Source organism: Olleya sp. KKT75 (assembly GCF_055635485.1).
On record NZ_CM145759.1, the window covers coordinates 2,537,034 to 2,559,670 of the forward strand.

23 protein-coding genes are annotated in these 22,637 nt (G+C 31.1%); 4 read left to right on the top strand and 19 right to left on the bottom strand.

Annotated elements, in window-relative coordinates:
- Positions 1-46: 46 nt before the first annotated feature.
- Complete coding sequence (locus tag ACZ2G2_RS11470; RefSeq protein WP_470392188.1) at positions 47-1,402, bottom strand: TlpA family protein disulfide reductase; 1,356 nt, start codon at positions 1,400-1,402, stop codon at positions 47-49.
- A gap of 225 nt (positions 1,403-1,627) precedes the next feature.
- On the opposite strand from ACZ2G2_RS11470, the gene ACZ2G2_RS11475 reads away from it, so the two are divergent.
- On the top strand, positions 1,628-3,250 hold the full coding sequence (locus ACZ2G2_RS11475) for an ABC-F family ATP-binding cassette domain-containing protein (RefSeq protein ID WP_470392190.1): 1,623 nt from the start codon (positions 1,628-1,630) through the stop codon (positions 3,248-3,250).
- 83 nt (positions 3,251-3,333) lie between these two features.
- On the opposite strand, the gene ACZ2G2_RS11480 is transcribed toward ACZ2G2_RS11475, so the two are convergent.
- From ACZ2G2_RS11480 to pheT, 4 genes are all read right to left on the bottom strand, one after another.
- Positions 3,334-3,558: a putative signal transducing protein gene (locus tag ACZ2G2_RS11480; RefSeq protein ID WP_090842018.1), complete on the bottom strand. Its 225-nt coding sequence runs from the start codon at positions 3,556-3,558 to the stop codon at positions 3,334-3,336.
- A 166-nt stretch (positions 3,559-3,724) separates the two neighbouring features.
- Entirely contained in the window at positions 3,725-3,922 is a 198-nt protein-coding gene (locus ACZ2G2_RS11485) for a hypothetical protein (RefSeq protein WP_090842020.1), read from the bottom strand.
- A gap of 12 nt (positions 3,923-3,934) precedes the next feature.
- Positions 3,935-4,144, bottom strand: coding sequence for a hypothetical protein (locus ACZ2G2_RS11490; RefSeq protein ID WP_470392193.1), 210 nt, complete (start codon positions 4,142-4,144; stop codon positions 3,935-3,937).
- A gap of 2 nt (positions 4,145-4,146) precedes the next feature.
- Positions 4,147-6,576: a phenylalanine--tRNA ligase subunit beta gene (gene pheT / locus ACZ2G2_RS11495; protein WP_470392195.1), complete on the bottom strand. Its 2,430-nt coding sequence runs from the start codon at positions 6,574-6,576 to the stop codon at positions 4,147-4,149.
- Between the two features lie 252 nt (positions 6,577-6,828).
- On the opposite strand from pheT, the gene ACZ2G2_RS11500 reads away from it, so the two are divergent.
- The 3 genes from ACZ2G2_RS11500 (at position 6,829) to ACZ2G2_RS11510 (ending at position 9,109) form a co-directional block, all read left to right on the top strand.
- Entirely contained in the window at positions 6,829-7,032 is a 204-nt protein-coding gene (locus ACZ2G2_RS11500) for a hypothetical protein (RefSeq protein ID WP_090842027.1), read from the top strand.
- A 1-nt stretch (position 7,033) separates the two neighbouring features.
- The gene (locus ACZ2G2_RS11505; protein WP_090842029.1) at positions 7,034-7,792 is read left to right on the top strand and encodes a hypothetical protein; all 759 of its coding nucleotides are present in this window, start codon (positions 7,034-7,036) and stop codon (positions 7,790-7,792) included.
- Positions 7,793-7,900: 108 nt separating this feature from the next.
- Positions 7,901-9,109 (top strand): TlpA disulfide reductase family protein, encoded by a 1,209-nt coding sequence (locus tag ACZ2G2_RS11510; protein WP_470392197.1) that lies wholly within the window; start codon positions 7,901-7,903, stop codon positions 9,107-9,109.
- A 694-nt stretch (positions 9,110-9,803) separates the two neighbouring features.
- Here ACZ2G2_RS11510 and ACZ2G2_RS11515 read toward each other — a convergent pair.
- From ACZ2G2_RS11515 to ACZ2G2_RS11580, 14 genes are all read right to left on the bottom strand, one after another.
- Entirely contained in the window at positions 9,804-10,691 is an 888-nt protein-coding gene (locus ACZ2G2_RS11515; RefSeq protein WP_470392198.1) for a toll/interleukin-1 receptor domain-containing protein, read from the bottom strand.
- A 161-nt stretch (positions 10,692-10,852) separates the two neighbouring features.
- A complete protein-coding gene (locus ACZ2G2_RS11520) occupies positions 10,853-12,295 on the bottom strand; it encodes a DUF6602 domain-containing protein (RefSeq protein ID WP_470392200.1) in 1,443 nt (480 codons plus the stop codon).
- Positions 12,296-12,481: 186 nt separating this feature from the next.
- Complete coding sequence (locus ACZ2G2_RS11525) at positions 12,482-13,318, bottom strand: AbiJ-NTD4 domain-containing protein (protein ID WP_470392202.1); 837 nt, start codon at positions 13,316-13,318, stop codon at positions 12,482-12,484.
- Between the two features lie 378 nt (positions 13,319-13,696).
- Complete coding sequence (locus ACZ2G2_RS11530) at positions 13,697-14,107, bottom strand: hypothetical protein (protein ID WP_470392204.1); 411 nt, start codon at positions 14,105-14,107, stop codon at positions 13,697-13,699.
- A gap of 113 nt (positions 14,108-14,220) precedes the next feature.
- Positions 14,221-14,604, bottom strand: coding sequence for a VF530 family protein (locus ACZ2G2_RS11535; protein WP_470392205.1), 384 nt, complete (start codon positions 14,602-14,604; stop codon positions 14,221-14,223).
- 66 nt (positions 14,605-14,670) lie between these two features.
- The gene (locus ACZ2G2_RS11540) at positions 14,671-14,928 is read right to left on the bottom strand and encodes a hypothetical protein (protein WP_470392206.1); all 258 of its coding nucleotides are present in this window, start codon (positions 14,926-14,928) and stop codon (positions 14,671-14,673) included.
- A gap of 553 nt (positions 14,929-15,481) precedes the next feature.
- Positions 15,482-16,672, bottom strand: coding sequence for a porin family protein (locus ACZ2G2_RS11545; protein ID WP_470392208.1), 1,191 nt, complete (start codon positions 16,670-16,672; stop codon positions 15,482-15,484).
- A gap of 150 nt (positions 16,673-16,822) precedes the next feature.
- The gene (locus ACZ2G2_RS11550; RefSeq protein ID WP_470392209.1) at positions 16,823-17,245 is read right to left on the bottom strand and encodes a hypothetical protein; all 423 of its coding nucleotides are present in this window, start codon (positions 17,243-17,245) and stop codon (positions 16,823-16,825) included.
- A 124-nt stretch (positions 17,246-17,369) separates the two neighbouring features.
- Positions 17,370-17,942, bottom strand: coding sequence for a hypothetical protein (locus ACZ2G2_RS11555; RefSeq protein ID WP_470392210.1), 573 nt, complete (start codon positions 17,940-17,942; stop codon positions 17,370-17,372).
- Positions 17,943-18,031: 89 nt separating this feature from the next.
- Entirely contained in the window at positions 18,032-19,141 is a 1,110-nt protein-coding gene (locus ACZ2G2_RS11560; protein ID WP_470392212.1) for a serine hydrolase domain-containing protein, read from the bottom strand.
- A 134-nt stretch (positions 19,142-19,275) separates the two neighbouring features.
- Positions 19,276-20,088, bottom strand: a complete 813-nt coding sequence (gene thiD, locus ACZ2G2_RS11565) for a bifunctional hydroxymethylpyrimidine kinase/phosphomethylpyrimidine kinase (RefSeq protein WP_470392213.1) — start codon at positions 20,086-20,088, stop codon at positions 19,276-19,278.
- Positions 20,076-20,729, bottom strand: a complete 654-nt coding sequence (tenA, locus tag ACZ2G2_RS11570) for a thiaminase II (protein ID WP_090842057.1) — start codon at positions 20,727-20,729, stop codon at positions 20,076-20,078. Before tenA ends, thiD begins: the two co-directional genes overlap by 13 nt.
- Before the next feature lie 70 nt (positions 20,730-20,799).
- Positions 20,800-21,381, bottom strand: coding sequence for a MiaE family protein (locus tag ACZ2G2_RS11575; protein WP_090842059.1), 582 nt, complete (start codon positions 21,379-21,381; stop codon positions 20,800-20,802).
- Positions 21,382-21,563: 182 nt separating this feature from the next.
- Positions 21,564-22,634 carry a flavin monoamine oxidase family protein gene (locus tag ACZ2G2_RS11580; protein ID WP_470392216.1) on the bottom strand — a complete coding sequence of 357 codons (1,071 nt, stop codon included), beginning with the start codon at positions 22,632-22,634 and terminating at the stop codon, positions 21,564-21,566.
- Between the last annotated feature and the right edge of the window lie 3 nt (positions 22,635-22,637).

The following is a 22,637-nucleotide window of genomic DNA, read 5'->3' on the forward strand; positions in this document are numbered from 1 at the left end:
TGCAATTTGCAGTCCTTTTTTTTATGTTTTATCTGGTAATATTAGCTTACTTATTAATTAAAGATAACATTTCGTTTTCAATAGTAATGTCAAACATATTCGCTTTTGGATTAATAATCTTAGCGTCTTTATCTACAATAAACACCTTATTAATTGGTCTTATAGACAATTGCTCAATAGCTTTTGGCGCATCTTCAAAATGATACTCGTTTGTAAATCCTAAATGGTTGCGTTTTAATACTTCTGTTTGCTCTTTACCACTAATACGGTTAATGCTAATGGCTAAAAAATCAAACTCAGGATACTTTTTCTCTAAGTCTTTAGCACGCTCATGGCAAACCTTTAAATGGTAACGGTCCGTAACATCCCAAAAATAAATTAACGTAGGTTTTTTAATGATAGCTCTTAAATGCTGTACTTGCTCATTATTATCTAAAACCATTAAATCAGGAATTACATGTCCAGGTTTTAATAGTTTGTATGAATTTACTAAACTAGTTGCATTAAATTTTTGTTCCTTATTAGTACTCTTTTTTTCAAAAGAAGCTAAAAGTGTATCATAATCGTCTACACTTTTAGACACATTAATAAACTTAATCATGTTATAATATAACAGTCTGTTTTTAATAAACGTGTCATTTATTTTAGCGTCTATTAACGTTAGCTTATCTAAATTATAATCTAGTGATTGATTGTTATAAGTATCGTCTTCGGAATGCTTAAAATGCTCTTGTAATGCTATATTGTTAAAATGAAATCTTAAAAAAGACACGTATGGTCTGTAGTCCTTTAAAGTGCTGTTGTTGTAGTTTATTTCTTTTCTAAAATCAAAAAAGTTATCCGGTAAGGTTTTAAAAATATCACTTTCATTTTTACCGTAGTTTATAAAAGGATACGCTTCTTTACTGTAAAAATAGTTGTAGTCTATGTTCGCTTTAGCAAACGTGTTAAATAACTCAGACGTATTGTATTTTATAGAAAACGTTTTTAGTTTATCTAATTTATCACGTCGGATATCGCATAGTTTTTTGTCAAAGACTTTAGGTTCTAATTGGCTAATCTCTAAAACTTCTTGTTCTTGCTTTTCAGTTTCTAAAAACAAATCCATTAAGTAGTTGTTTTCTTTGGCACCAATTCCGCTAAAAACTAAGGACTCATCAAATTCCATAGTATTTACCCGTACCATAATACTATCACCTGGTTGTACTAATAAAGATTGAGATTCTTTACCATCATAAAAACTAAATAAACCAGGTTCAAAATTATTGAAGCTATATTTAAATCTGTTTTTTTTGTCTAGATAAACCGTGTCAATAATGGTGGACGATTTATAAAGTACGATATACTTGCTGCTAGGGTTAATGATTTCGCCTCCAAAAAAAGCAGTGTTATCGTCTGACATATCCTTATCTTTCTTACAAGAAAAGAAAACGCTAAAGCAAAGTATTGTATAAATTATGGGTCTAAAAGACATATATTAGTTTATAAGGGCAAATCATATTAAAACAAAAATATGCCTTGCATCAGAGTTCTCGTGTTAAGGCGTTGTTAAAACTTATTAAAGAGTAAACTATAGCTTCTATTTCGTGTTAATTTTCTACTTTTGCACAAAATTAAAACAAAGAATATGTTATCAGTATCAAATTTATCAGTTCAATTCGGTAAGCGCGTGCTTTTTGATGAAGTAAGTACCACTTTTAATAATGGAAACTGCTACGGAATTATTGGAGCTAATGGAGCTGGGAAGTCAACATTTTTAAAAATTATTTCTGGACAACAAGATCCAACTTCTGGTCAAGTACACTTAGAAGCAGGAAAACGTATGTCTGTTTTAACTCAGGATCACAACAAGCATGATGCGGATACTGTTTTAGAAACGATTTTAAAAGGAAATAAAGCACTGTATAAAATTAAGACAGAAATAGATGCCTTATATGCAGACTATACAGACGAAAACGCAGAAAGAATAGGAGAACTTCAAGTAAGATTTGAAGAAATGAACGGTTGGAATGCAGATAGTGATGCTGCAGCAATGTTATCTAACTTAGGGATCAAAGAAGAGTACCATTACACATTAATGGGCGATTTAGATGGTAAGCAAAAAGTACGTGTGTTATTAGCACAAGCGCTATTTGGGAATCCTGATGTCCTTATTATGGATGAGCCTACCAATGATTTGGATTACGAAACAATTGCATGGTTAGAAAACTTTTTAGCTAATTATGACAATTGTGTTATTGTAGTCTCTCACGATAGACACTTTTTAGATGCCGTTTGTACGCATATTAGTGATATCGATTTTGGAAAAATAAACCACTTTTCTGGTAACTATACATTTTGGTATGAGTCATCTCAATTAGCAGCTAGACAACATGCACAACAAAATAAGAAAGCAGAAGAGAAGAAAAAGGAATTAGAAGATTTTATCCGTCGTTTTTCTGCCAACGTAGCAAAAAGTAAACAAGCTACCAGTAGAAAAAAGATGATTGATAAGCTTAATATCGAAGATATTAGACGTACAAGTCGTCGTTACCCTGCTATTATTTTTGATCGTGATAGAGAAGCTGGAGATCAAATTTTAAATGTTGAAGGATTATCTTATACATTAGAAGGCGAACACTTGTTTAAAGACATTGATTTAAATTTACAAAAAGGAGATAAGGTTGTTTTATTTTCTAGAGACTCTAGAGCAACAACTGCTTTTTACGAAATTTTAAATAATAATTTAAAAGCTGACGCAGGAAAGTTTGATTGGGGTGTTACAACAACGCAGTCTTACTTGCCATTAGATAATAGTAGCTTTTTTGAAAACTCAGATTTAACCTTAGTAGATTGGTTACGTCAATGGGCACAAACGGAAGAAGAAAGAGAAGAAGTACATATTAGAGGCTTTTTAGGTAAAATGATTTTTAGTGGTGAAGAAGCCCTTAAAAAATGTAACGTATTATCTGGAGGAGAAAAAGTACGTTGTATGTTATCTAGAATGATGATGACTAGAGCTAACGTTTTACAATTAGACGAGCCTACCAATCACTTAGATTTAGAAAGTATTACAGCGTTTAACAACTCTTTAAAAAACTTTAAAGGGACCATGTTATTTACAACACATGATCACGAGTTTGCACAAACTGTTGCAAATAGAGTAGTAGAGTTAACACCAAACGGAGTTATTGATAGATATTCTACTTTTGACGATTATATGCAAGACAAAAAAATCAAAGAGTTACGTGATAAAATGTATACGGTATAGTTTACAAGTTATTTTAAGTACAACACGCATAAAAAAAGCCTTCCATGAAAATGGAAGGCTTTTTTATATCAAAACAGTATGTCTTAAGCTTCTGTTTCGTTATTTATAGATTCAATAATAGGTAAAGCTTTGTCTACTTCACTTTCGTGAACAAAAACCTCCGGTAATCTAGCACCTGCAAATCCGCTTAATCTACCAGATTCGTTTTCATCTTTAATTACGGGATTGATACCTATGTCTTCTAATCGGGTTTTTATTAATTGTACAATAATAAAATTGCCTTCAAATATTTTTACGTAGTCTGTCATAGCTTATAATTTAAGTGGTTACTTAAATATACAACTATTTCAAATACTATTAGAATAAATAAAAGCTATGATTTTGTTAAAAAGTAACGTTTTCTAATAAATGTTTGTAAAACAAAAAAGCCTTCCATGTAAGTAGAAGGCTTTTTAAAAGTGTTGTATTATTGTCTTACTCTTGTTTTTTTAATTGTGTAAAATTATAGAGCGCATAAATACCATAACCAATAGACGCAAACGCTATTACTAATCTAAACGTGTTTAAGGTTGGATTAGCGGTATAATGTTGATACAGTCTAAAACCTCCAAAACCAAGAAGTAAAAGCCCTGTAAATAAATTGTAGTATTTATTGTTTCTTAACGATTCCATAATTTGTTGTGTTTACGCTTGTTCTTTTTTTAAATTTTTGAAATACGTATAAATAGCATAAATACCATATCCAAAAAACACCAAAGCTATTACAAGTCGTATAGGACTTGATGTCACTTCAGAACCTATTGTTAAATATTGATACAGTCTATAAAAACCATAAGCTAAAAATATAATGCCCGATATTAAATTAGTGATGTTCTTTTTAAGTATCGATGCCATAATTATCTTAATTCTGCTCCAAGCTGACGCTCAAAATTATTCTGTAATTTATTCATTACTTTATCCACTACTTTATCTGTTAATGTTTGACGCTCGTCCATAAACGTAAAGCTTAAGGCATAACTCTTTTTACCCTTTGGCAGGTTCTTACCTTGATACACATCAAATAAATTAACACTTTTAAGTAATTGCTTTTCTGTTTTTTTAGCAATAGTCTGTAAACTTTCAAAAGTAACACTGTCATCTAAAAGTAACGCAAAATCACGTCTTACTTCAGGATATTTAGGTATGGCTGTAAACTTAATTTTATTACGTTTTGCAACTTCAATAATAGTGTCCCATTTAAAATCTGCATAAAACACCTCTTGTGTAATGTCAAAATGCTTCGTGATTTTAGATTTTAAAACTCCAAAATTAACTAGCGTATCTCTACCAATACTTAATTGTAGGCCTTCAGAAAACACATCGCTTTTTGTAGCACTTTCTTGGTATCGTGTAATACCTAAACGTTCTAGCAAACTAGCAATGCTTCCTTTTAATAAAAAGAAATTTGTTTTTGCCTGTGGTACATTAGACCAGCTTTCTTCGGTTTTAAAACCAGTAATAAATAAGGATAAATGTTTGTATTCTTCACGCGTACCATTGTAATCGTGATACGTTTTTCCAAATTCGAAAAACTTTAAATTAGACTGACGTCTATTAATATTATGACTTAAAGCTTCTAATCCAGAAAACAATAAACTTTGACGCATAACACCTAAATCCTGACTTAACGGGTTTAGCATTTCTACGTTATGCTCCGTTTTTAACTCATCAGATAACGCTAAGTAATTAGCACTTGTTAAAGAGTTTGCCATGATCTCAAACCAACCTTGAGCAGCTAATTGATTACCAACTACGTTTTGTAATTTGTAATCTTCAAATCTAGATGCGTTAGAGATTGAAGCGTTTAATTTAGAGCTTGTTTCGATATTATTATATCCAAAAACTCTTAATATTTCTTCAATAACATCTGCTTCTCTTGTTACATCGTTTCTAAACGCAGGAATAGTTAATCCTAAACCTGTTTCTGTAACGCTGTTTATTTTTATATCTAAAGAGGTTAGAATAGATTTTATAGTTTCGGTAGGGATTTCTTGACCAATTAGTTTAGTCACCTTATCAAAACTTAATCTAACCTGAAAATCTTCAATTTTATTCGGGTATACATCTACAATATCGCTAGTAATTTCTCCTCCAGCAATTTCTTGTATTAATAAAGCTGCACGTTTTAAAGCGTATTCTGTAATTTTTGGATCAATACCACGTTCAAATCTAAAAGAAGCATCTGTATTTAAACCATGACGTTTCGCAGTTTTACGAACGCTAACAGGATTAAAATAAGCACTTTCTAAAAATATATTTGTAGTATGTTCTGTTACACCAGAATCAATTCCTCCAAAAACACCTGCAATACACATTGGTTTTTCAGCATTACAAATCATTAAATCGTCTTCGTGTAACTCACGCTCCACACCATCTAATGTTGTAAATTTTGTACCTGTAGATACTGTTTTTACTTCAATTTTATTTCCGGTAACTTTATTAGCATCAAAAGCATGTAACGGTTGTCCTAAATCATGCAATACATAATTAGTAGCATCTACCACGTTATTTATTGGAGACAATCCAATCGCTTTAATTCTATTTTTTAGCCACTCTGGAGACTCGTCTACTTTTAAACCAGAAATTGTGACACCGCAATATCTTGGGGCTAACTCTTTATTAAGGACGTCAACATCAATTTTTAATGTTCTGCTATCTACATGAAATGCACTAACGCTAGGCGTAATCAATTCCACATTAATTCCTTTTTGTTGTAAACCGGCTTTTAGATCTCTGGCAGTACCAAAATGACTCATCGCATCGGCACGGTTTGGAGTTAAACCAATTTCAAAAACCTGATCATTTTCTACATCAAATAAATCGGCACAAGGCGTACCAATAGTCGTGTCTTCTGGTAATACAAGGATACCGTCATGAGATTTACCAAGACCTAACTCGTCCTCAGCACAAATCATTCCGTGACTTTCTTCACCTCTAATCTTACCTTTTTTAATGGTCCAAGCTTCACCTTCTTCAGTATATAAAGTCGTTCCGATAGTAGCAACAGGTACTTTTTGTCCAGCAGCAACATTTGGTGCACCACATACAATTTGTATTGGTTGCTCTTGTCCAATGTTAACAGTGGTAACTTTAAGCTTGTCTGCATTGCTATGTTGCACGCAAGTTAATACCTCGCCAACAACAACACCTTCTAAGCCACCTTTTACACTTTGGTATAGGTCTAAACCTTCTACTTCAAGTCCTAAATCTGTAAGTAATTCGCTAGTTTGTTCTGGAGACCAATCGGTTTTAATAAATTGTTTAATCCAGTTGTAAGAAATCTTCATTTATCTACTAATTAAGACCACAAATATAACAATACTTAGTAGTTTTTACATTTTAAAAACGGGCTTTTATTTCATTTTTTAAACAAGGATTTATTTAGGTCTTTCAGACAAAAAGTTTAAATTATTACGCATTACAACTTATAAATATGTATTTTGTCTATTATTAGTCCGTTAGTGCTAGGTGGTCTAATCTAATTGTGTGCGTTTGTACGTATCATTATAAAGTTATAAATCATTAAATCAAAACGTATTATGAAAACTATTTTTAAAATAGCATTAGTAGTTCTGCTATTTTCAGTAACCTCTTGTAGAGACACAAAAAAGGATGAAGCGACTATTAAAGCAACAGAGCAAATAGAAACTATTGAAGTAGAAACGGATAGCATTGTAGATAAATTAGATCAAGATGCTGAAGATTTAGAACACGAATTAGATCAACTTGAAAACGAAGATTAAAATGAAACATTTAAAAGTAATAGTAATATGTGCCGGATTATTTATGTTTGGTGCTCAAGATACTTTAGTAGCGCAAGAAGTAACTAAAGATAAGTTAGAGCAAAAGGCAAACGGTAAAAAGGCCGAAATGAAAGCCAAAAAAGACGCACGTAAAGCCGAAATGAAGGCGGGGAAATCTGAGGCTAAAGCCGAAATGAAAGCACGTAAAGAAGAAATGACAGCTGGTAAAGCGGAATTAAATGATAAACGTGAGGCTTTAAAAGAAGAAAGAACTGAACTTAAAAGCGAATTGAAAGACAAACGTAACGCGTTAAAAGATGAAATGAAAAACGCTACTGCTGAAGAAAAAGCAGAACTTAAAGGCGCAATGAAAGAGCAAAACATGGCAAAACGTGTTAGTGTAATCAAAAAAAGAGAAGCACTAAAAGCAGAGCGTGAAGCTTTTAAAGGTGATAAAGAAGCCTATAAAAAGCAACGTTTAGAGCAGGTTAAAGCTAAAATGGATAAAAGCAATGCTAAACTTAATAGAAGTGACGCGTTAATTGTAGAAGGAAAAGCAAGATTAACACAAGCAAAAGCTAAATTAGAGCAGCAAAAAGCAGAAGGTAAAGTGTCTGAAGAGCAAATTGCAAAACGTGAAGCCCTATTTAAAAGAATAGAAGCTAAACTAACAAAGCATGATGCAGCTGTTAAAAGTACTAAAGAGCAGATTGAAAAAAGAAAAGCAACAATCTCTAAGTTAGAAACAGTAAAAGAGTAATTTTTACACCAAATAGTATTTAAAAAGACATTGTTAACGCAATGTCTTTTTTTTTGTAAGTATTTTGGCGATATTACGATTATTATAAAAAAAAACATAAAGATTACCATGCGTTATATTTCTCTTTTATTGATTGCTATTTCTCTTTTTTCTTGCGATAAAAATGATACCGAATTCCTGACTTTTGGAACCTACAGAGCAGAGTTAACCGTTAGTGATACAGAAAAGTTACCTTTTACCTTTAAAGTAAAAGATGCTAATACTTTGGAGATTTATAATGCGGAAGAAGTTATTGAAGTGGATGAGATCGAGTATAAAAACGACTCAGTTTATATCAAACTACCTGTTTTTGAAGGACAGTTAGTAGCAAAAATTAAAGATCAAACTTTAAACGGACGTTTTGTTGTAGCAGAAAAAGGGCGTCAACAAGCCTTTACAGCTTCTAAAAATAAAACCAGATTTGATAGTAACGCTAAAGCGGAAACTAATATTACTGGAAACTGGCAAACCGTATTTAGTCCAGATACTGAAGCAGATACATACGTCGCAAAAGGCGTTTTTAAACAAGAGAATAATATAGTAACAGGTACTTTTTTGACTGAAACTGGAGATTACCGTTACCTAGAAGGTGTTGTAAATGGTAACCAATTGCAACTGTCTACCTTTGATGGTGCACATGCCTTTTTATTTACCGGAACCGTTACAGATAGTACTATAAATGGACATTTTTATTCTGGAAACCACTGGAAAGAACCTTTTACTGCCAAACGTAATGCTAATTACCAGTTGCAAAGTGCCGAAGCTTTAACCTATTTAAAAGACGGTTATGATACGCTTGCCTTTAGTTTTCCTGATGCAGATGGAAACACCATCTCATTAACAGATAATCAGTTTAAAAATAAAGTAACCGTTGTACAAATAATGGGGACGTGGTGTCCTAATTGTTTAGACGAAAGTAAGTACTACACACAGTATTACAACGCTAATAAATCAAAGGACATACAATTTGTAGCCTTGGCGTTTGAGTACGCTAAAACCGAAGCTAAGGCCTTTAGTTTTATTAAACGTTTACAAGACCGATTAAATATTACCTATCCAATACTATTAGCGCAAACAGGGACAACAAGTAAGTCTAAAGCTAATGAGAAACTACCAATGTTAAACCATGTATTAAGTTACCCAACCTCAATATTTATTGACAAAAAAGGAAAAGTACGTAAAATACATACTGGTTTTAATGGACCGGCAACAGGCGAAAAATTTACACAGTTTAAAACGGAGTTTACAGCGTTTATGGATCTGTTATTAGCAGAGTAGGGGTTGATAGTTTGTTTTTGTATTATGTAAAATAAAGACTAATATTTAATCCATTGGACTTTTTCCAAGTAGGTTAGAACTAGCCATTAATTTTATACTTTGTAGTGCCACGTTACCTTGTTCGATTATAATTTTAATTCAATCACTTTCAAAATCTAAAGGTTTACCTTTTAAATGATTATTAATAAACCAATAATCTCCTTTAGGTATTCTTTTTTCAGCCAATTTTTTTTCAATTAATGGTTCGATTTCTATCCAATATTTTTTGGAGCATGTCTAAAAATAACAACTGGTGTCATGTCTTTTTTACAACCTATTTCTATATTACTTATCCAACCTCTCTTTTTGGTTATTTTAATAAGTAATTCACTGTTTTTATTATCTATTTTGGTTTGAATTTTCCACAATGAGTCTTTAACTTTTTTTTAACCAAATTTTAATTTAGGCAAATTCTTTATTCTTTGGTCGTCTTCAGTCATTTTAAATAAAATGTTGCACAATTCCACATCAGTCTCATGGTTGTTTTCTTTTTTGCAACTAAAATATAAAAACAGAATTATTAAAATTAGGAATGAGTCTTTCATGTTGTGTAATAACTTATAATTATGGAAGTTACGGTTTGTTAATAGTGGTTTTTAGATGTTAGTTGTTTCGTTTAATTGTTTGTCAGGTTTAAATAAAGCTATTTGTTTTATCAATTGTTAGGGGTCGTTATTTTTTTAATTGATTCTATTAAGTCACTCCATGGTCTTGATACTTTATTTGTGAAATCTAAATATTGTAGTGATTCAAGTCTTGGATGCAGAGGAGTCTGTTTTAGCATAATGGGAAATATGTTTTTTGCATTTCCCCAAGCGTACGCCCATTCGTAAGTTACATATTCTGATTTTCTTGCTTCTGGCGTCATTATTACAATTATTGCTAAAGAATTTTTTATACCATCATCAATCTCTTCTCTCCAATCTTGTCCTATTTTTAGTCTTTCATTATCAATCCAACTAGTTATCTTTTCTTTCTCGAGTTTCAGTTTTAGTAATTCAGCGAAATCAGAATCCTCATGAGAGTGAGAAATAAAGACAATATTATTTTCATCTAAAGTCTTGTTTAAATTTTGTTCCACCTCCATTAATGCTGTTTTTTTACTTTTTATTAAAATGTTTTCGATTGTTTCAATTAAATTGTTGAGCACATTATATTTTTGGTCTTCATCAAGGCCTATATAGGAAGAAGCTGTATTAGGGAATACATTGCTTTTAACAACCCAATTTAAAGATGACCAGTTTGATTTATTATAGAGAAATGGTATTAAGTATTTATCTTTATCATTAGAAATTTTATTTAAATAATCATTAAGGCTTTTTTGAGAGCTAGGTAAATATGAAGAAGTGACAATAGGAATTATTATATCCGATTGATTCATGAAATTAATTACGTCTTTAGTCATAATTTTATCAAGACCTTTAATTTGCTTTATATCAGAATTATCATAAACTTCAATATCTTGCTTTATACCTTTTATTCTTTCTTTAAGGGTTTTAGTAATTTCTTCTTCTGTTTTAAAGCTATCTATATATATTCTCATTTATTTTTTTAATGTTTATTACTCCTAAAGGTTTTGTGTATGATTAGTTGCGTGTTTAAGTACCTAATTTAGCAAATGATTACTGAATAGAAAATTCGTGAGGATTTTCGTAATTAGGCTAGAACTAGCAATAAATTATAAACGGTGTTGTAAAACGTTTTTTATTTTATTTTTTTTGTTCTTCCGTGACTTGAATTGATTTGTTTTACATAATCAGCATCTCCTGAAAATGCACGTGTTAAGTGATTATACAGCAATAGAAAGTCGTAATTTTTATTCTCATCAGTTTGCATAAATTCAGTTAGTTGAAACTCATCAGAATATTTTTTTGTTCCGTCTATTGTTACTATCTCAATAACTCCATAATCAATATTCTGCATTATATCTTTAAATTTATAAGAGTGATTACCGTAGAAATCTCCTTGTTTAAAAACAAATCCTCCTCCCATTTTAATTGAATTAGGGTGCTTCTTAAAGCACAAAAATCCGGAAGATAATATGATTGTCTGTTTTGGGTTAATGACAATTGGATAACTAATTATTTCTGCGTCATCATTATTTATGAAAAAATTCAAACCTTTAGAAGTTAATATACTACAAGATTTAATGAGAAACTCTTCATTTCCTATATTACTAATTTCAATTTGACATTGGGGAATACTATACTTTGTAAATTTGTAATTTGACTGTGTTATAAATTTATTCTGATATAAATTTTTAGTTTTTTTTCTTATTTTTAAAATTGACCATATGTTTTTTGAAGGCCTGCCTATACTCTTGTGAGCAATAGATAAAGAACTTTTTATTAAAAGTTTATCTAAATTTTCCTTTTTTTCAGGAACATAAGGTTCAACTTTAATTGTTGTTTCTAATTCTTCATAAAGTTTCCCATCTACACCTGGTGGAATTCTAAAATATTTAGCAAAAGAAGGTAATTCTGGATTGAGTGTATCAAGAAGACCAAAGAGGAATGATTTTAATTCAATAACATCAGGACTTGGTTTTCTTTTATAATATAAACGAGTAGTTACATTTTTGTTTTCTTCAACTACAGTGTATGTTCTATTAGCTCTAAACCAATATCCTTTTCCAATGACTATTAAAACTTGAATAGCTGAATTCCTATCGAAATCATCATCAAGTTCTTTAATTCTCTCAAGGTCTGTTTTTTTTGTTAAATCAGAATTAAAGCTAAATAAAACTCTAATTGGTTTTTCATTTTCTTCACTATATAATGATTTAAGCTTATTAAACTTTACTATTGTTGTTTTTACTTCTGTAGAATTTAAAGTTGACTTAACTTCAAATACATATTTCACACATTCTATTGGGAAGATATTTATTGACTTTCCAACTAAAGTTGGTGGTAGAGAGTTTCGATCATAAATAATTAAATCGCTTTCGTGAGACACATCTCCTAATGAATCTTGAACCAAGCCTTTTCCAATTCCCCATTGATGTGGCAGGTATTTTTCTAAAAATTCAGCTAAATACTCTTCCCTTCCAGTTCCTTTCAGACCTTGGTGAGAAATTCCGCTAACTGATTTTGCTGAATTAATTAAAGTTTTAATGTTATTCTCTAATATATCGTTTAGACTACTCACAAATGTTTAATTATTGTTAGAATTTTATTGGTTTCTCTAAAATGTTTTACAACGTGTTTGTATATGGTTTGTTGCGTGGTTTAGCACGTAATTTAGCAAATAAAAACCGAATAGAAAATCCGCGAGGATTTTCGTAAGTAGGCTAGAACTAGCAATAAATTATATACGGTGTTGGCAACAGTAATTTCACATCCTACTTTTTAAAAAATTTATAAATGCAGAACAAGTAGTCAACATAAATTTTGCTTCGTAAAAATCAATTTCTCTGTCGCTTTCTATTAGTGAGTGTCTAATTCCTGCGTCATCACTCGTGTAACCATATAAGGAACTAAATGCTTTCTTCAAAGCTGGGTGCAAATGTCCGTCATTTTCAAGTTTCTTTAATGTTTGTCCTAATGTTGATTTATCATCTCCTATAAATATCTTGCACATAGACTCGATTGCAGATATAGATTCTTTAATTGAGTTTCTATAATCAGGATTTTGCTTGTCTGAAAGCAATTTCAAAGAAGTCTCTAAATGTGTTTTTACTGATTTAAAAACATCATTGTTACTTATAGCATCTTCAATTGCTTGTATTTCTTCTTTGGATGTAATTGGTACAATTTGAGAATTTAGAAATCTATAACCAGCTTTTTCTCTTTCAAAAATTTTATTAAATAATTCAAAATATTCACCTTTTGAATATTTTGCGGAAAATTCAATTAAATCATAAATTTCGTACCATTCTGTTTCATCAGAAAAAAAGAATTTTCTAATATGATTAATTAAGGAATCTTTGCTTACATATTGGTCTTGGGATATTGGTGATATATCTATAGGTAGCTTGAAAAAATTTAACCAAAGAGAATATGTATATATATGAAGTTCTTTCCTGCCAGTAATGTAATTGTCTCGTTCTAATTTATTTATAAAGTTATCAAGAAATACTGTCCAAAGTGTATTTTTCAATTCGATATCTATGATTTCAAATTGTAATTCTTGTTTTATCGATTTATAACCTAATCTTTCGGAAAATCTCATTCGTTTGTTTTATTGTTGCCAACTAGTGATATAATTACTTTTATTATACATATCCCGTGTATTTAAATGGATATAAGGACTTTTTGTTAATGTTTATAATCATGCACTAAAAAGCTTATTTACTTTTAGGATGCTTGCAGTAAACAAATACTAACCTTAAATAAAAAGTGTAATTAGTTGGTTTGGTTGTTTGACACGAAGTTAATTTTTTTAATTCAAAAACCGAATGATATTAAATTTAAATTTGGGTCACTTATTAACAAATAATACCCGTTTTATAAACAACAGGCGTTAGGGGTGTCTTATAGCTTGGATTAACTTGTAATTGTAAAATGGGAGTATAGTTTTTTTATTGATAGTCTAGCTTGTTCTATAGGCTTACGCACTATTTTTGTTTTTTATTAAACCAATAAAGACATAGGTGAAAAATAGAAAAAACAACCAATCATTTATGCCATAAATGGAATAAAATATTCCAGCCATGACATCTTTTTCAAAAACATCCGAAATACTATTGTTAAGGATCCAATTAATCCAAACAGAGCCATAAATGAATTTTTCAATAGAAAATATGGCAATTAGGTATTTTACATTTTTATACTTTTTTGAAACAGAAATATAGGCTAATCCCCATATAAAAATCATTAACAATCCAAAATTAGACATTACTTGAGCGTCAAATTCAGGTATTGTCGTGTTTGTAAAGAATCTTGAAAATATTAACACAGAACTATTCATTAATCCAGCAATAATAAATCCGGTTGTGATCGTTTTGTTTTTTAAATTCATTTTTGTTTTTTTAGCAATAATAAACTTAAGATAATCAATATTAAGTAGATGTCTATTTTAATACTATTTTGTAAAGTAATTGCTGAGCTATAATTTATCTGACACTATTTTTTTTAGCTTTTATTTTGGGTCTGCTTTTGCTCTTCTACCATATCCATATACAAGTCCTCTACATGCTCTCTAGCCCAAGCGGTTCTTCGTAGAAAGCCTAAACTTGATTTCATGGTAGGGTTGTAGATAAAACAATTAATATTGGTACGATCGCCTAGATATGACCAGCCATAATGCGCTACTAGACGCTCTAAAACCTGAGCTAGCTTTACGCCATGTAATGGATGGTTTAATTGTGCCTCCGTAGCTTGTCGTCTTATACGTTTAGCCGGTTTTTCTTGATTTGGCTCCTTACTATTAGCAGGATTTAAACTTGTGTTGTTGGGTTGCTCAGAAGGCTTATTTATGTCTGTTAGCTTGTTTTGTTGATCGTTTTTTATATCCATTACGGTCTATGCTTTTTTGCGCCAAGTTTTTGACTACACATTTTTTATTTTAGGTTTGGTGAGGTTTTATTTTATTTTTTTTGGTGTTACTTTTTTATCATCTATGAAAACACTGCATTTAATAGTAAAAGCCCCGCCAAGACTAACTTTAATATGTTCTCTCTCTCCATGTTTATTAATTAAATGTCCAGTTAAGTCAGATTTTATTATTCCGTATCTCTCATCTTGCAACTCATTATTTACAAATAATCTTTCTCCGTTAAACCAAGTGTTTATAACCTTAATCTCTGAGTTCTGATATTTTACAATCCATTCACTTTTCATACTGTTATTCTATTTTTTTAGTAATGCTAATTTAGTTTTAGCTAATACTAATGGTTTATTTAAAATTACGATTCGAATTTAGTAATTTATTTCTCCTGATTTTTCAATGTCTGGAATAATTTGGTATTGTTGCTTTGTTACGTATTTATATTTTTTAGCAGTCCAACATCGGCTTTTTAAAATAAAAAAAGAGAAACAGCAATATTTGTAATAGTCTAAAAGACACCCAGAACGTATAAAGTTTCAGTTGTTTCATTTATTAACGCATCAAATCTTGAAATACTGGCAACGTGACATACTGAATAGAAATACAATCCAAAATGGTCAAAAATTTCCATAAATAAATATAGTTCTGCAATTCTAATAGTAAAAGCGATTAAAACGCTGTTTTTTAATAATTTTTAATTTTTGTCAGCGTAAGGATGTCCAGGACTAGATTGTATTTTATTTGATTGGTGATTTCAATTTCAAGAAACTTATATCAATTAATTAAGGTTTGTGTATTTCTGTTTTAATGTATTATGTATGGTTTGTTGCGTCTTTTTGGTTGTTTTTAAAATAAAGAGTATCCTAGTATTATTGAGATTGTATTGTATTCTGAATAATATGCTGTGTAACCATTTAATAAACCTCTAGTTGTATGGTATCTTAATTCTAGGCTGTATTTGTCATTTTGTTTATATCCAATACCAAATCCTAAATTAGATGATTTTTCGATGTCTAATTCAGCTCCAGTATCATAAATTATTTTTGAGTTACTGGTTATATCTAATATATAAGAAGCATTAATAAATAATTTTGAATCATTGTTTAAATAGAAATAATGTCTAATTCCAAGAGGTAACTCAATAGATTTGTAATCTACTTTAACATTTGATGTAGGTAATTCTTTTTCAGATTTAAAATATTGATATGTTGGTTCTATAATAATAGCCCATTTATTGTTGTTAAAAGGGAATATGATTTCTGCTTCTAATCCTAATCTTAATCCTATTTTATTTCCAAAATCAGCATCCCTAGCGTTGGATGTTGTGTTTTTTATTAATAATGAAGAACTGTTTAGTCCTAGCCTTGGAGTTAAATTAAATAAATCCTTTTTTTGTTTTTGATCAAAATTGATTGTTTTAGAATTATTACATGCATTATATTGGACAAAAAGATTAACCAAGTCCTCTTTTTTATAACTAATTTTCTTAATGTCTTTAACTTTAATATTTTGGCATTTTAATGCATTAAATAATTGTTGTTTATATCCATTATTTTCTCCTATTAAATCTCCTGAAGTTATATAGTTTTTAAAAACTAACTGCTCAATATTATCAGAGTTGTTTTTGCTAAAAAAGAATCTTACTAAATTTCCATCTTCGTATTGGTATAAGTTGGATTGTCCTTCTACTAGAACTTTTAAAAATAGTTCTTCTTTTTTGAAGATGGGATTTATGCTAGTGCTTAAATGATCTAAATTTTCACTTGATCTGTCAATGTCAACAATACTTCTTACATGTTTGGAATAGTTGTAAATACCAAATTCCTTTACTGATTTTATGGTTGCCCTCGTTTGTTCTGTATTTTCGGATAGTCTATATTCAAATTCTGTTGGATTATTTTTCCAATCAACATTTTTAATCAAACATTCTGTTTTCTGTTCGTTACTATCAATAAAATATCCTTTTTGGAAAGAAATTTGCGAAAAACAATTAGTGCTTAAAATTGTAATTAAAATAAGTAGTATTTTTTTCTTCATAGGTTTGTTTTTATTTTTTATAAGCTTCTTATAACTCCTAAGTTGTTTTTAAGAAACTAGTGATGTGTTTAGGAGTCTAATTTAGTAAATATGTATGAATTACAGTGTTTTTTTTTGTAGGATTTTTTGTATAAAAAAAAGAAGCTGTAATTATTTTTTTACCGATTTAATACTAGTGTTTTTAAGGATTATATCTAGTAGTTTTTGCGTATCAGCTTCTTGTATTTTAGTCATGTCAAAAGTGACTTTGTCTCCGTTATCTTTGGTTATAATTAGCTTTTTATCGATAAATTGGGTTGTTTCTATTGTGTTAAAACGGATGTTATTTCCTGTCCAAGAGTTAATCCTTATCATCATGTTTGCTTTATTCCATTGGACATAGTTTTTTCTCCAAAAATGGTTACTGTAATATAGTATTTGCAGACAATATCCGACTAGATTAATAGTGTTGTTTGTCTTTGGGTTCTCAAATTTTATTAACTCAAATGTACCAACAAGAATAAATATTAGGGATAGCACTAAAACGGTAATCCACAACCAGTTTTTATTATTTTCAAAGTGTATTCGCTTCATTTATTTAAATGTATTCTGTCTTATTTTATTAGAAGAGAAAACTTATATTTTGTTACACAAAATTTAAAAAATCGATAGTGTATGATTTAGAAGTAGTACATCTGTATTTTATATTGTTGGTCATTTAATTTTTGATATAGACATACCAGTCCCATTGTTCAGGGTTTCCGATACTAACACTTGGTGTATACAAAAATAGATTAATCTTACCTTGAGGATTGGAGTTTCTGAAGTTTGTAACAGCTTCTAAATTACTGATAGCATTCCAGATATTAGAGTAAGCTATAGTTTCTGGATAAAATGCCGACGGATCGTAGGTTACTGTTTCAAATAAGTCAAGTTCTGGTAAGTCCAAAGTTTGAGTGGTGGTAGTAAAGGTTTCGGTTGTGTTTAATGTGTCTGGGTAAGCTCTTTCGCCAAGTCCTAACCAAATAATGGTTCCATCAAAAATCTTTTCATTCAGCTCACTATAATACAATTGTATGTCTCCAAAATCTCCTGGTGGATTATATGTTGATGAAATGGTAAAGCTATCTGACCCTGAAAACGTAAATTCTTTTCCGCCTTCAAATTGGTGTGTTAGAAAGTCGACTTTTAGTAATAGAACTTTATTGGTCTGTTCAGGTGTTACCGTGTTGTCATCCGTGTTACAAGCGCAGATTAAGCTTAAGAATAAGATGTATATTATGTTTTTCATAATTAATGGTGTTATCAAATAGAAGCGCTAGCGTGCTTTTGTTTACGTTAAATTACAAAAAAATAATACGTACTTATTTATTAAGTAAATTAGTTAATTAGATTTTTAATAATCTTGTCAAAAAGCATGTTTGAAGAATTATCCAAAAGTACGAGACCCATTTTCTTTTTAGTGTTTCTTACATAATAAGTGTTTGCTGCCAGCCAGTTACCATTGTGCATAGCTGTATTGTCAGATAAAATTACCCAACCAAAACCATAGTTAGATTTTGTGCCATTATTAAGTGTCGGTTTTTTAAATGCTTCTTGTAGATTATTGACACTAATTAGTTTGTTTTTGTACCAAAACTGATCCCAAATTACAAAATCATTAATACTACTAAAAACGCCACCATCACCTGCAACTCCATCTATAAAACCGGGTTTTATTTCTCTAACTTCATTAGCAAAATCTTCAAAGCCTTCCGTTTTACCTTGAAAGGTTTTGTCTTCGGAAATTAGATTCCAAACCCTAGTGTTATTCATGCCTAAAGGGATGAAAATATTAGCTTTCATAAAGTGCTCAAAAGATTGCTTTGAAACTAATTCAATTAGTCGTGCTAAAATTATATAGTTTGTGTTGGAATATTCGTATTTATCGTTTGGCGAAAAATTAGGTTTTGGATTGTGTTTTAGAATTAGTTCTACAGCTTTCTTATTAGTTAGTATTCCGATATCCTTTTTTGTTTTTTTGGCTAAATCAATATAAGAATCGGGTATTCCTGATGTCTGGTTTAGTAAATGTCTTATAGTTACATTTTGATACGGAAAGTTTGAAATGTACTTTGACACTAGATCATCGTAATTTATCAGCGTTTTTTCTTTTAGAAACATGATGCCGCTTGCTGTAAATTGTTTTGATAGTGAAGCTAGTCTAAACGCAGAATTGTTGTCTAGATGTTTCGATTTACTAAAATTTGTAAAGCCATAGGTTTTAGCTAAAAGGGGTCTGTGTTCTTTGAGCATTAATATACCGCCATTAAATTTTATTTTAGATTGTAATACCTGTATCCATTGATCAATCAATACTGTTTTTTCTTTTTGACTAGTATTTTTAGGAATGTTTAATTTAGGCACTTGAAGATAAAAAACTTTAAACCAAAGAATGAAACTGACTATTATTAGCACAAGTCCTAATATGATATAAAGTGCTATTTTCATTTATGAGGTTGGTTTTGTTTTGGGGTCACGAATTGCGTTTGTGAATATAAAATATATTCTCCAAAATACTGAATGATTTTACACTCAGTTGAGAGTCCTTTAACTGTATTACACTGTTGTGTGATTTAAACTAACTACAATCCAAAGTGATTTATTGGCCCATTACCTTGACCTAAAACTTTATGTTGCCCATTAAAAATGGCTTGATTTACATAATGACATCCCTTTTTTACTGCAGTTTCTAAATCATTATTTAAGCTTAAATATGTTGCAATGCTTGACGATAAGCTACAACCAGTCCCATGCGTGTTTTTAGTTTTATACCAAGGATTGGTGATAATTACAGTATCGTCCTTGTCTAATACATATAAAACATCAGTAATGACATCTGTAGTATTATCTAAATGGCCTCCTTTAAGTAGAACTGAGGTTTGGAATGTTTGTCCAATAGTTTTAGCTGTGTCTTCTAAATTTTGTAATTGGATAGGGTGACCTATTAGTAGTTCTGCTTCCGGTATGTTTGGCGTTATTAACGTTGCTTTGGATAAAAACTGTTTTAAATCATTGATGGCAGTGTCCGTGATTAATTTGTCACCAGAAGTGGCAATCATTACTGGGTCAATAACGATGTTTTTAATATTATAAAAGTCTAATTTTTCACTTACTGCTTTAATAACTTCTGAAGAATGTAACATGCCTATTTTTACTGCGTGACATTGTATATCGCTTAAAACAGCATCTAACTGTTTGTTGATATGTGCAATGGGCATAGGATGTATATCGGTAACGCTTGTTGTGTTTTGTGCTGTTGATGCTGTTATGACAGATGTAGCAAATCCACCGCAAGCGCTAATGCTTTTTATATCGGCTTGTATGCCTGCGCAACCGCCAGAATCACTTCCTGCTATGGTTAAGACAGTGTTGTATTTAGAAGTTATATTTTCCATTGTTCTTTGTTATAGGCACTATCCCAGAATAGCCATTCTAATTTAGAGGCTTTTGTAAAGGTTACTTCCATTTTATGTAAAACGTCTTTATTTGCAGATTCAGCGTATTTATTAACTATAGCTATTGCTTGATTTACTGATGCTTCAAAAGCTGCTCCGCCATAAGTATTGATCCAATCTTGATACGGATTGTTTTGTTTGTTAGTTTGGTGTTCTAAAATGTAATCTCCAATAGCTTTATAAATAGTAAAGCAGGGTAGGATAGCAGCCAAGCCTTCTTCTAATGTTTGGTTGTTAATGATGCGTGTTAAGTAACTTGTGTAAAGCTCGCAAGTAGGAGAGGGGACGTTGTTAAACGTAACTGATTTCATGAAAACGTGATGTAATGCGTTTTCAACAGCAATAATTCCTGTGGCAGCGTCTAAAAAAAACTGAGTCTCATTACTGTCAGAACACTTGACACCGATAGTAGCAAGATTTTTTTTGTATTCGGCTAAATATAAAGCGTCTTGATTAATATAAAACTCAAAAACGGATTGTGGTAAAGTTCCATCCATTAATTGTTTTATAAATGGTTGTTGTTTTATCGCTTCAAGTATTGGTGCTGTTTTGTGGTTAACTTGGTTGTACCAATTTGACATAGGGATTATTTTAGTTTACGAGTTTATTTGGTTTGTAAAATGAAAACTTAAGTAAGCACTTGGGCAAGGGTTACCCATGAATACCTTCACTTTTCCCGTAGCTTTTTATAAGCTCGCCTTCAAACTCAACTAATTCTTGCCAGCGTTTATCCACGTCAATATCTTGACCGTATTTTCTAGCAAAAGTGATAAACGTTGTGTAGTGTCCAGCTTCGCTAACCATTAAGTCGTAGTAAAATTTAGAAAGCTCTTCGTCGTTAATGCGTTCTGACAATAGCTTAAAACGCTCGCAACTACGGGCTTCTATCATTGCAGAGAATAATAAACGATCCACCATAGACTGTAATCTGCTACCGCCTTTGTTCATAAACTTATACAGCTCGTTAACATAATGGTCTTTGCGCTCGCGACCTAATGTGTAGCCTCGCTTTTTAATAATTTCATGAACCATCTGAAAGTGTTCCAATTCTTCTTTAGCTAGCTCTAAAAGTTCTGTAACTAAATCTACTTTTTCTGAGTTATGCGTAATAATGGTAATCGCATTAGTCGCTGCTTTTTGCTCGCACCAGGCGTGGTCAGTCAAGATTTCTTCTATGTTAGACTCGGCGATAGTGACCCAACGTGGATCGGTTTCTAATTTAAGGTGAAGCATAATTGTAGTTCGCTTTTAGGTTTTGGCATTGTGCCTTTATACGTTACACAAAGATAATTATAATTTATACTTTTAAGGTGATGTCACTTAAGTTGATTAGTGTTTTGCGGGTTTGGTTGTGTCTTCCTCGCTTCGAGTGATTTGAGAAGCATGAACAAATTGTATCGAGAAGTAATTAAATATTAATTAATTTCCGCTTTAAGCGAATCAAAAACATGCATTGCGCTACTAACCGCAGCTTCCATTTTTCCAGAAAACACAGCGCTAGTTTCTGCTCCAGCTATAAAAAGTTTTTCATTTAAATAGCGTTCTTGATAAAGCGGGTGCCCATTATTTTGCTGTGGCATTAAAAAGTTGTTATCTGGTTTAATTGTATGTTTTTGATCAATCCAAACGCATTCTTCGTAATTCAAATACGCTAACGCTTGGTCACCATAATAGCCTTGTAATTGCTCTAAAGCTAGATTTTTACGTTGCTCTTTGTTTAAATCGCTCAAATTAGAGCTCATAAACCCACTTAACGCATAAGCAGATTGCTCAGCATTAGAATGGTCGTAAAACTCTTGTAAAGGTCCTGAATTAGCATAAATCGTTCCGCTGCTTTGTGGATGTTTCCAAAAAGGAGTTTTATAGGTAAAACCCACTCTTATTGAGTTGTGCATCCAAGTATGTGTTTTGGATAAGGTGTCTGTGATTACTTCCGGTAATTCTGGTGTTAGGCTAATGTTTTGGTTAAATAAGGCAGGAGGTAAGGTCGAAACCACATAGGTTGCATGGTAGGTCTGCTTATTTGTTTTTACTTCGAGGTATTCCGCTTTAAGCTGAATTGAAATAGCGCTAGTGTTGGTGTGTACGCTTGTTTGGTATAATTGATCTGTTAAGGTTTCAATTAGTGTTTGTGTCCCATTTTTGATGCGGTAACTTACGGAGTCATTATTAGGCAAAGACACTAGTTGTGCTTGCTTACTGGGGTCTGGTTGATAAATAGCTGTCGAACCGTAAAACTGCTCAAAAACATCAATTTGTAATGATTTTAGTAGGTTTAAAACATTTGTTTGCTGAGGTACTAGCCATGTTGCTCCAAGATCTATTGGTGCTTCATTGGTATTACGTTTGGTTACAATGCGTCCACCAACACGTGTATTAGCTTCGATTATAGTCGTCTTTAAGTTTAGCGATTTAAGTAAATAGGCGAGTGTTAAGCCCGTTAATCCAGCGCCAATAATAAGTACGTCAGTGTTTTTTGTAGTCATAAA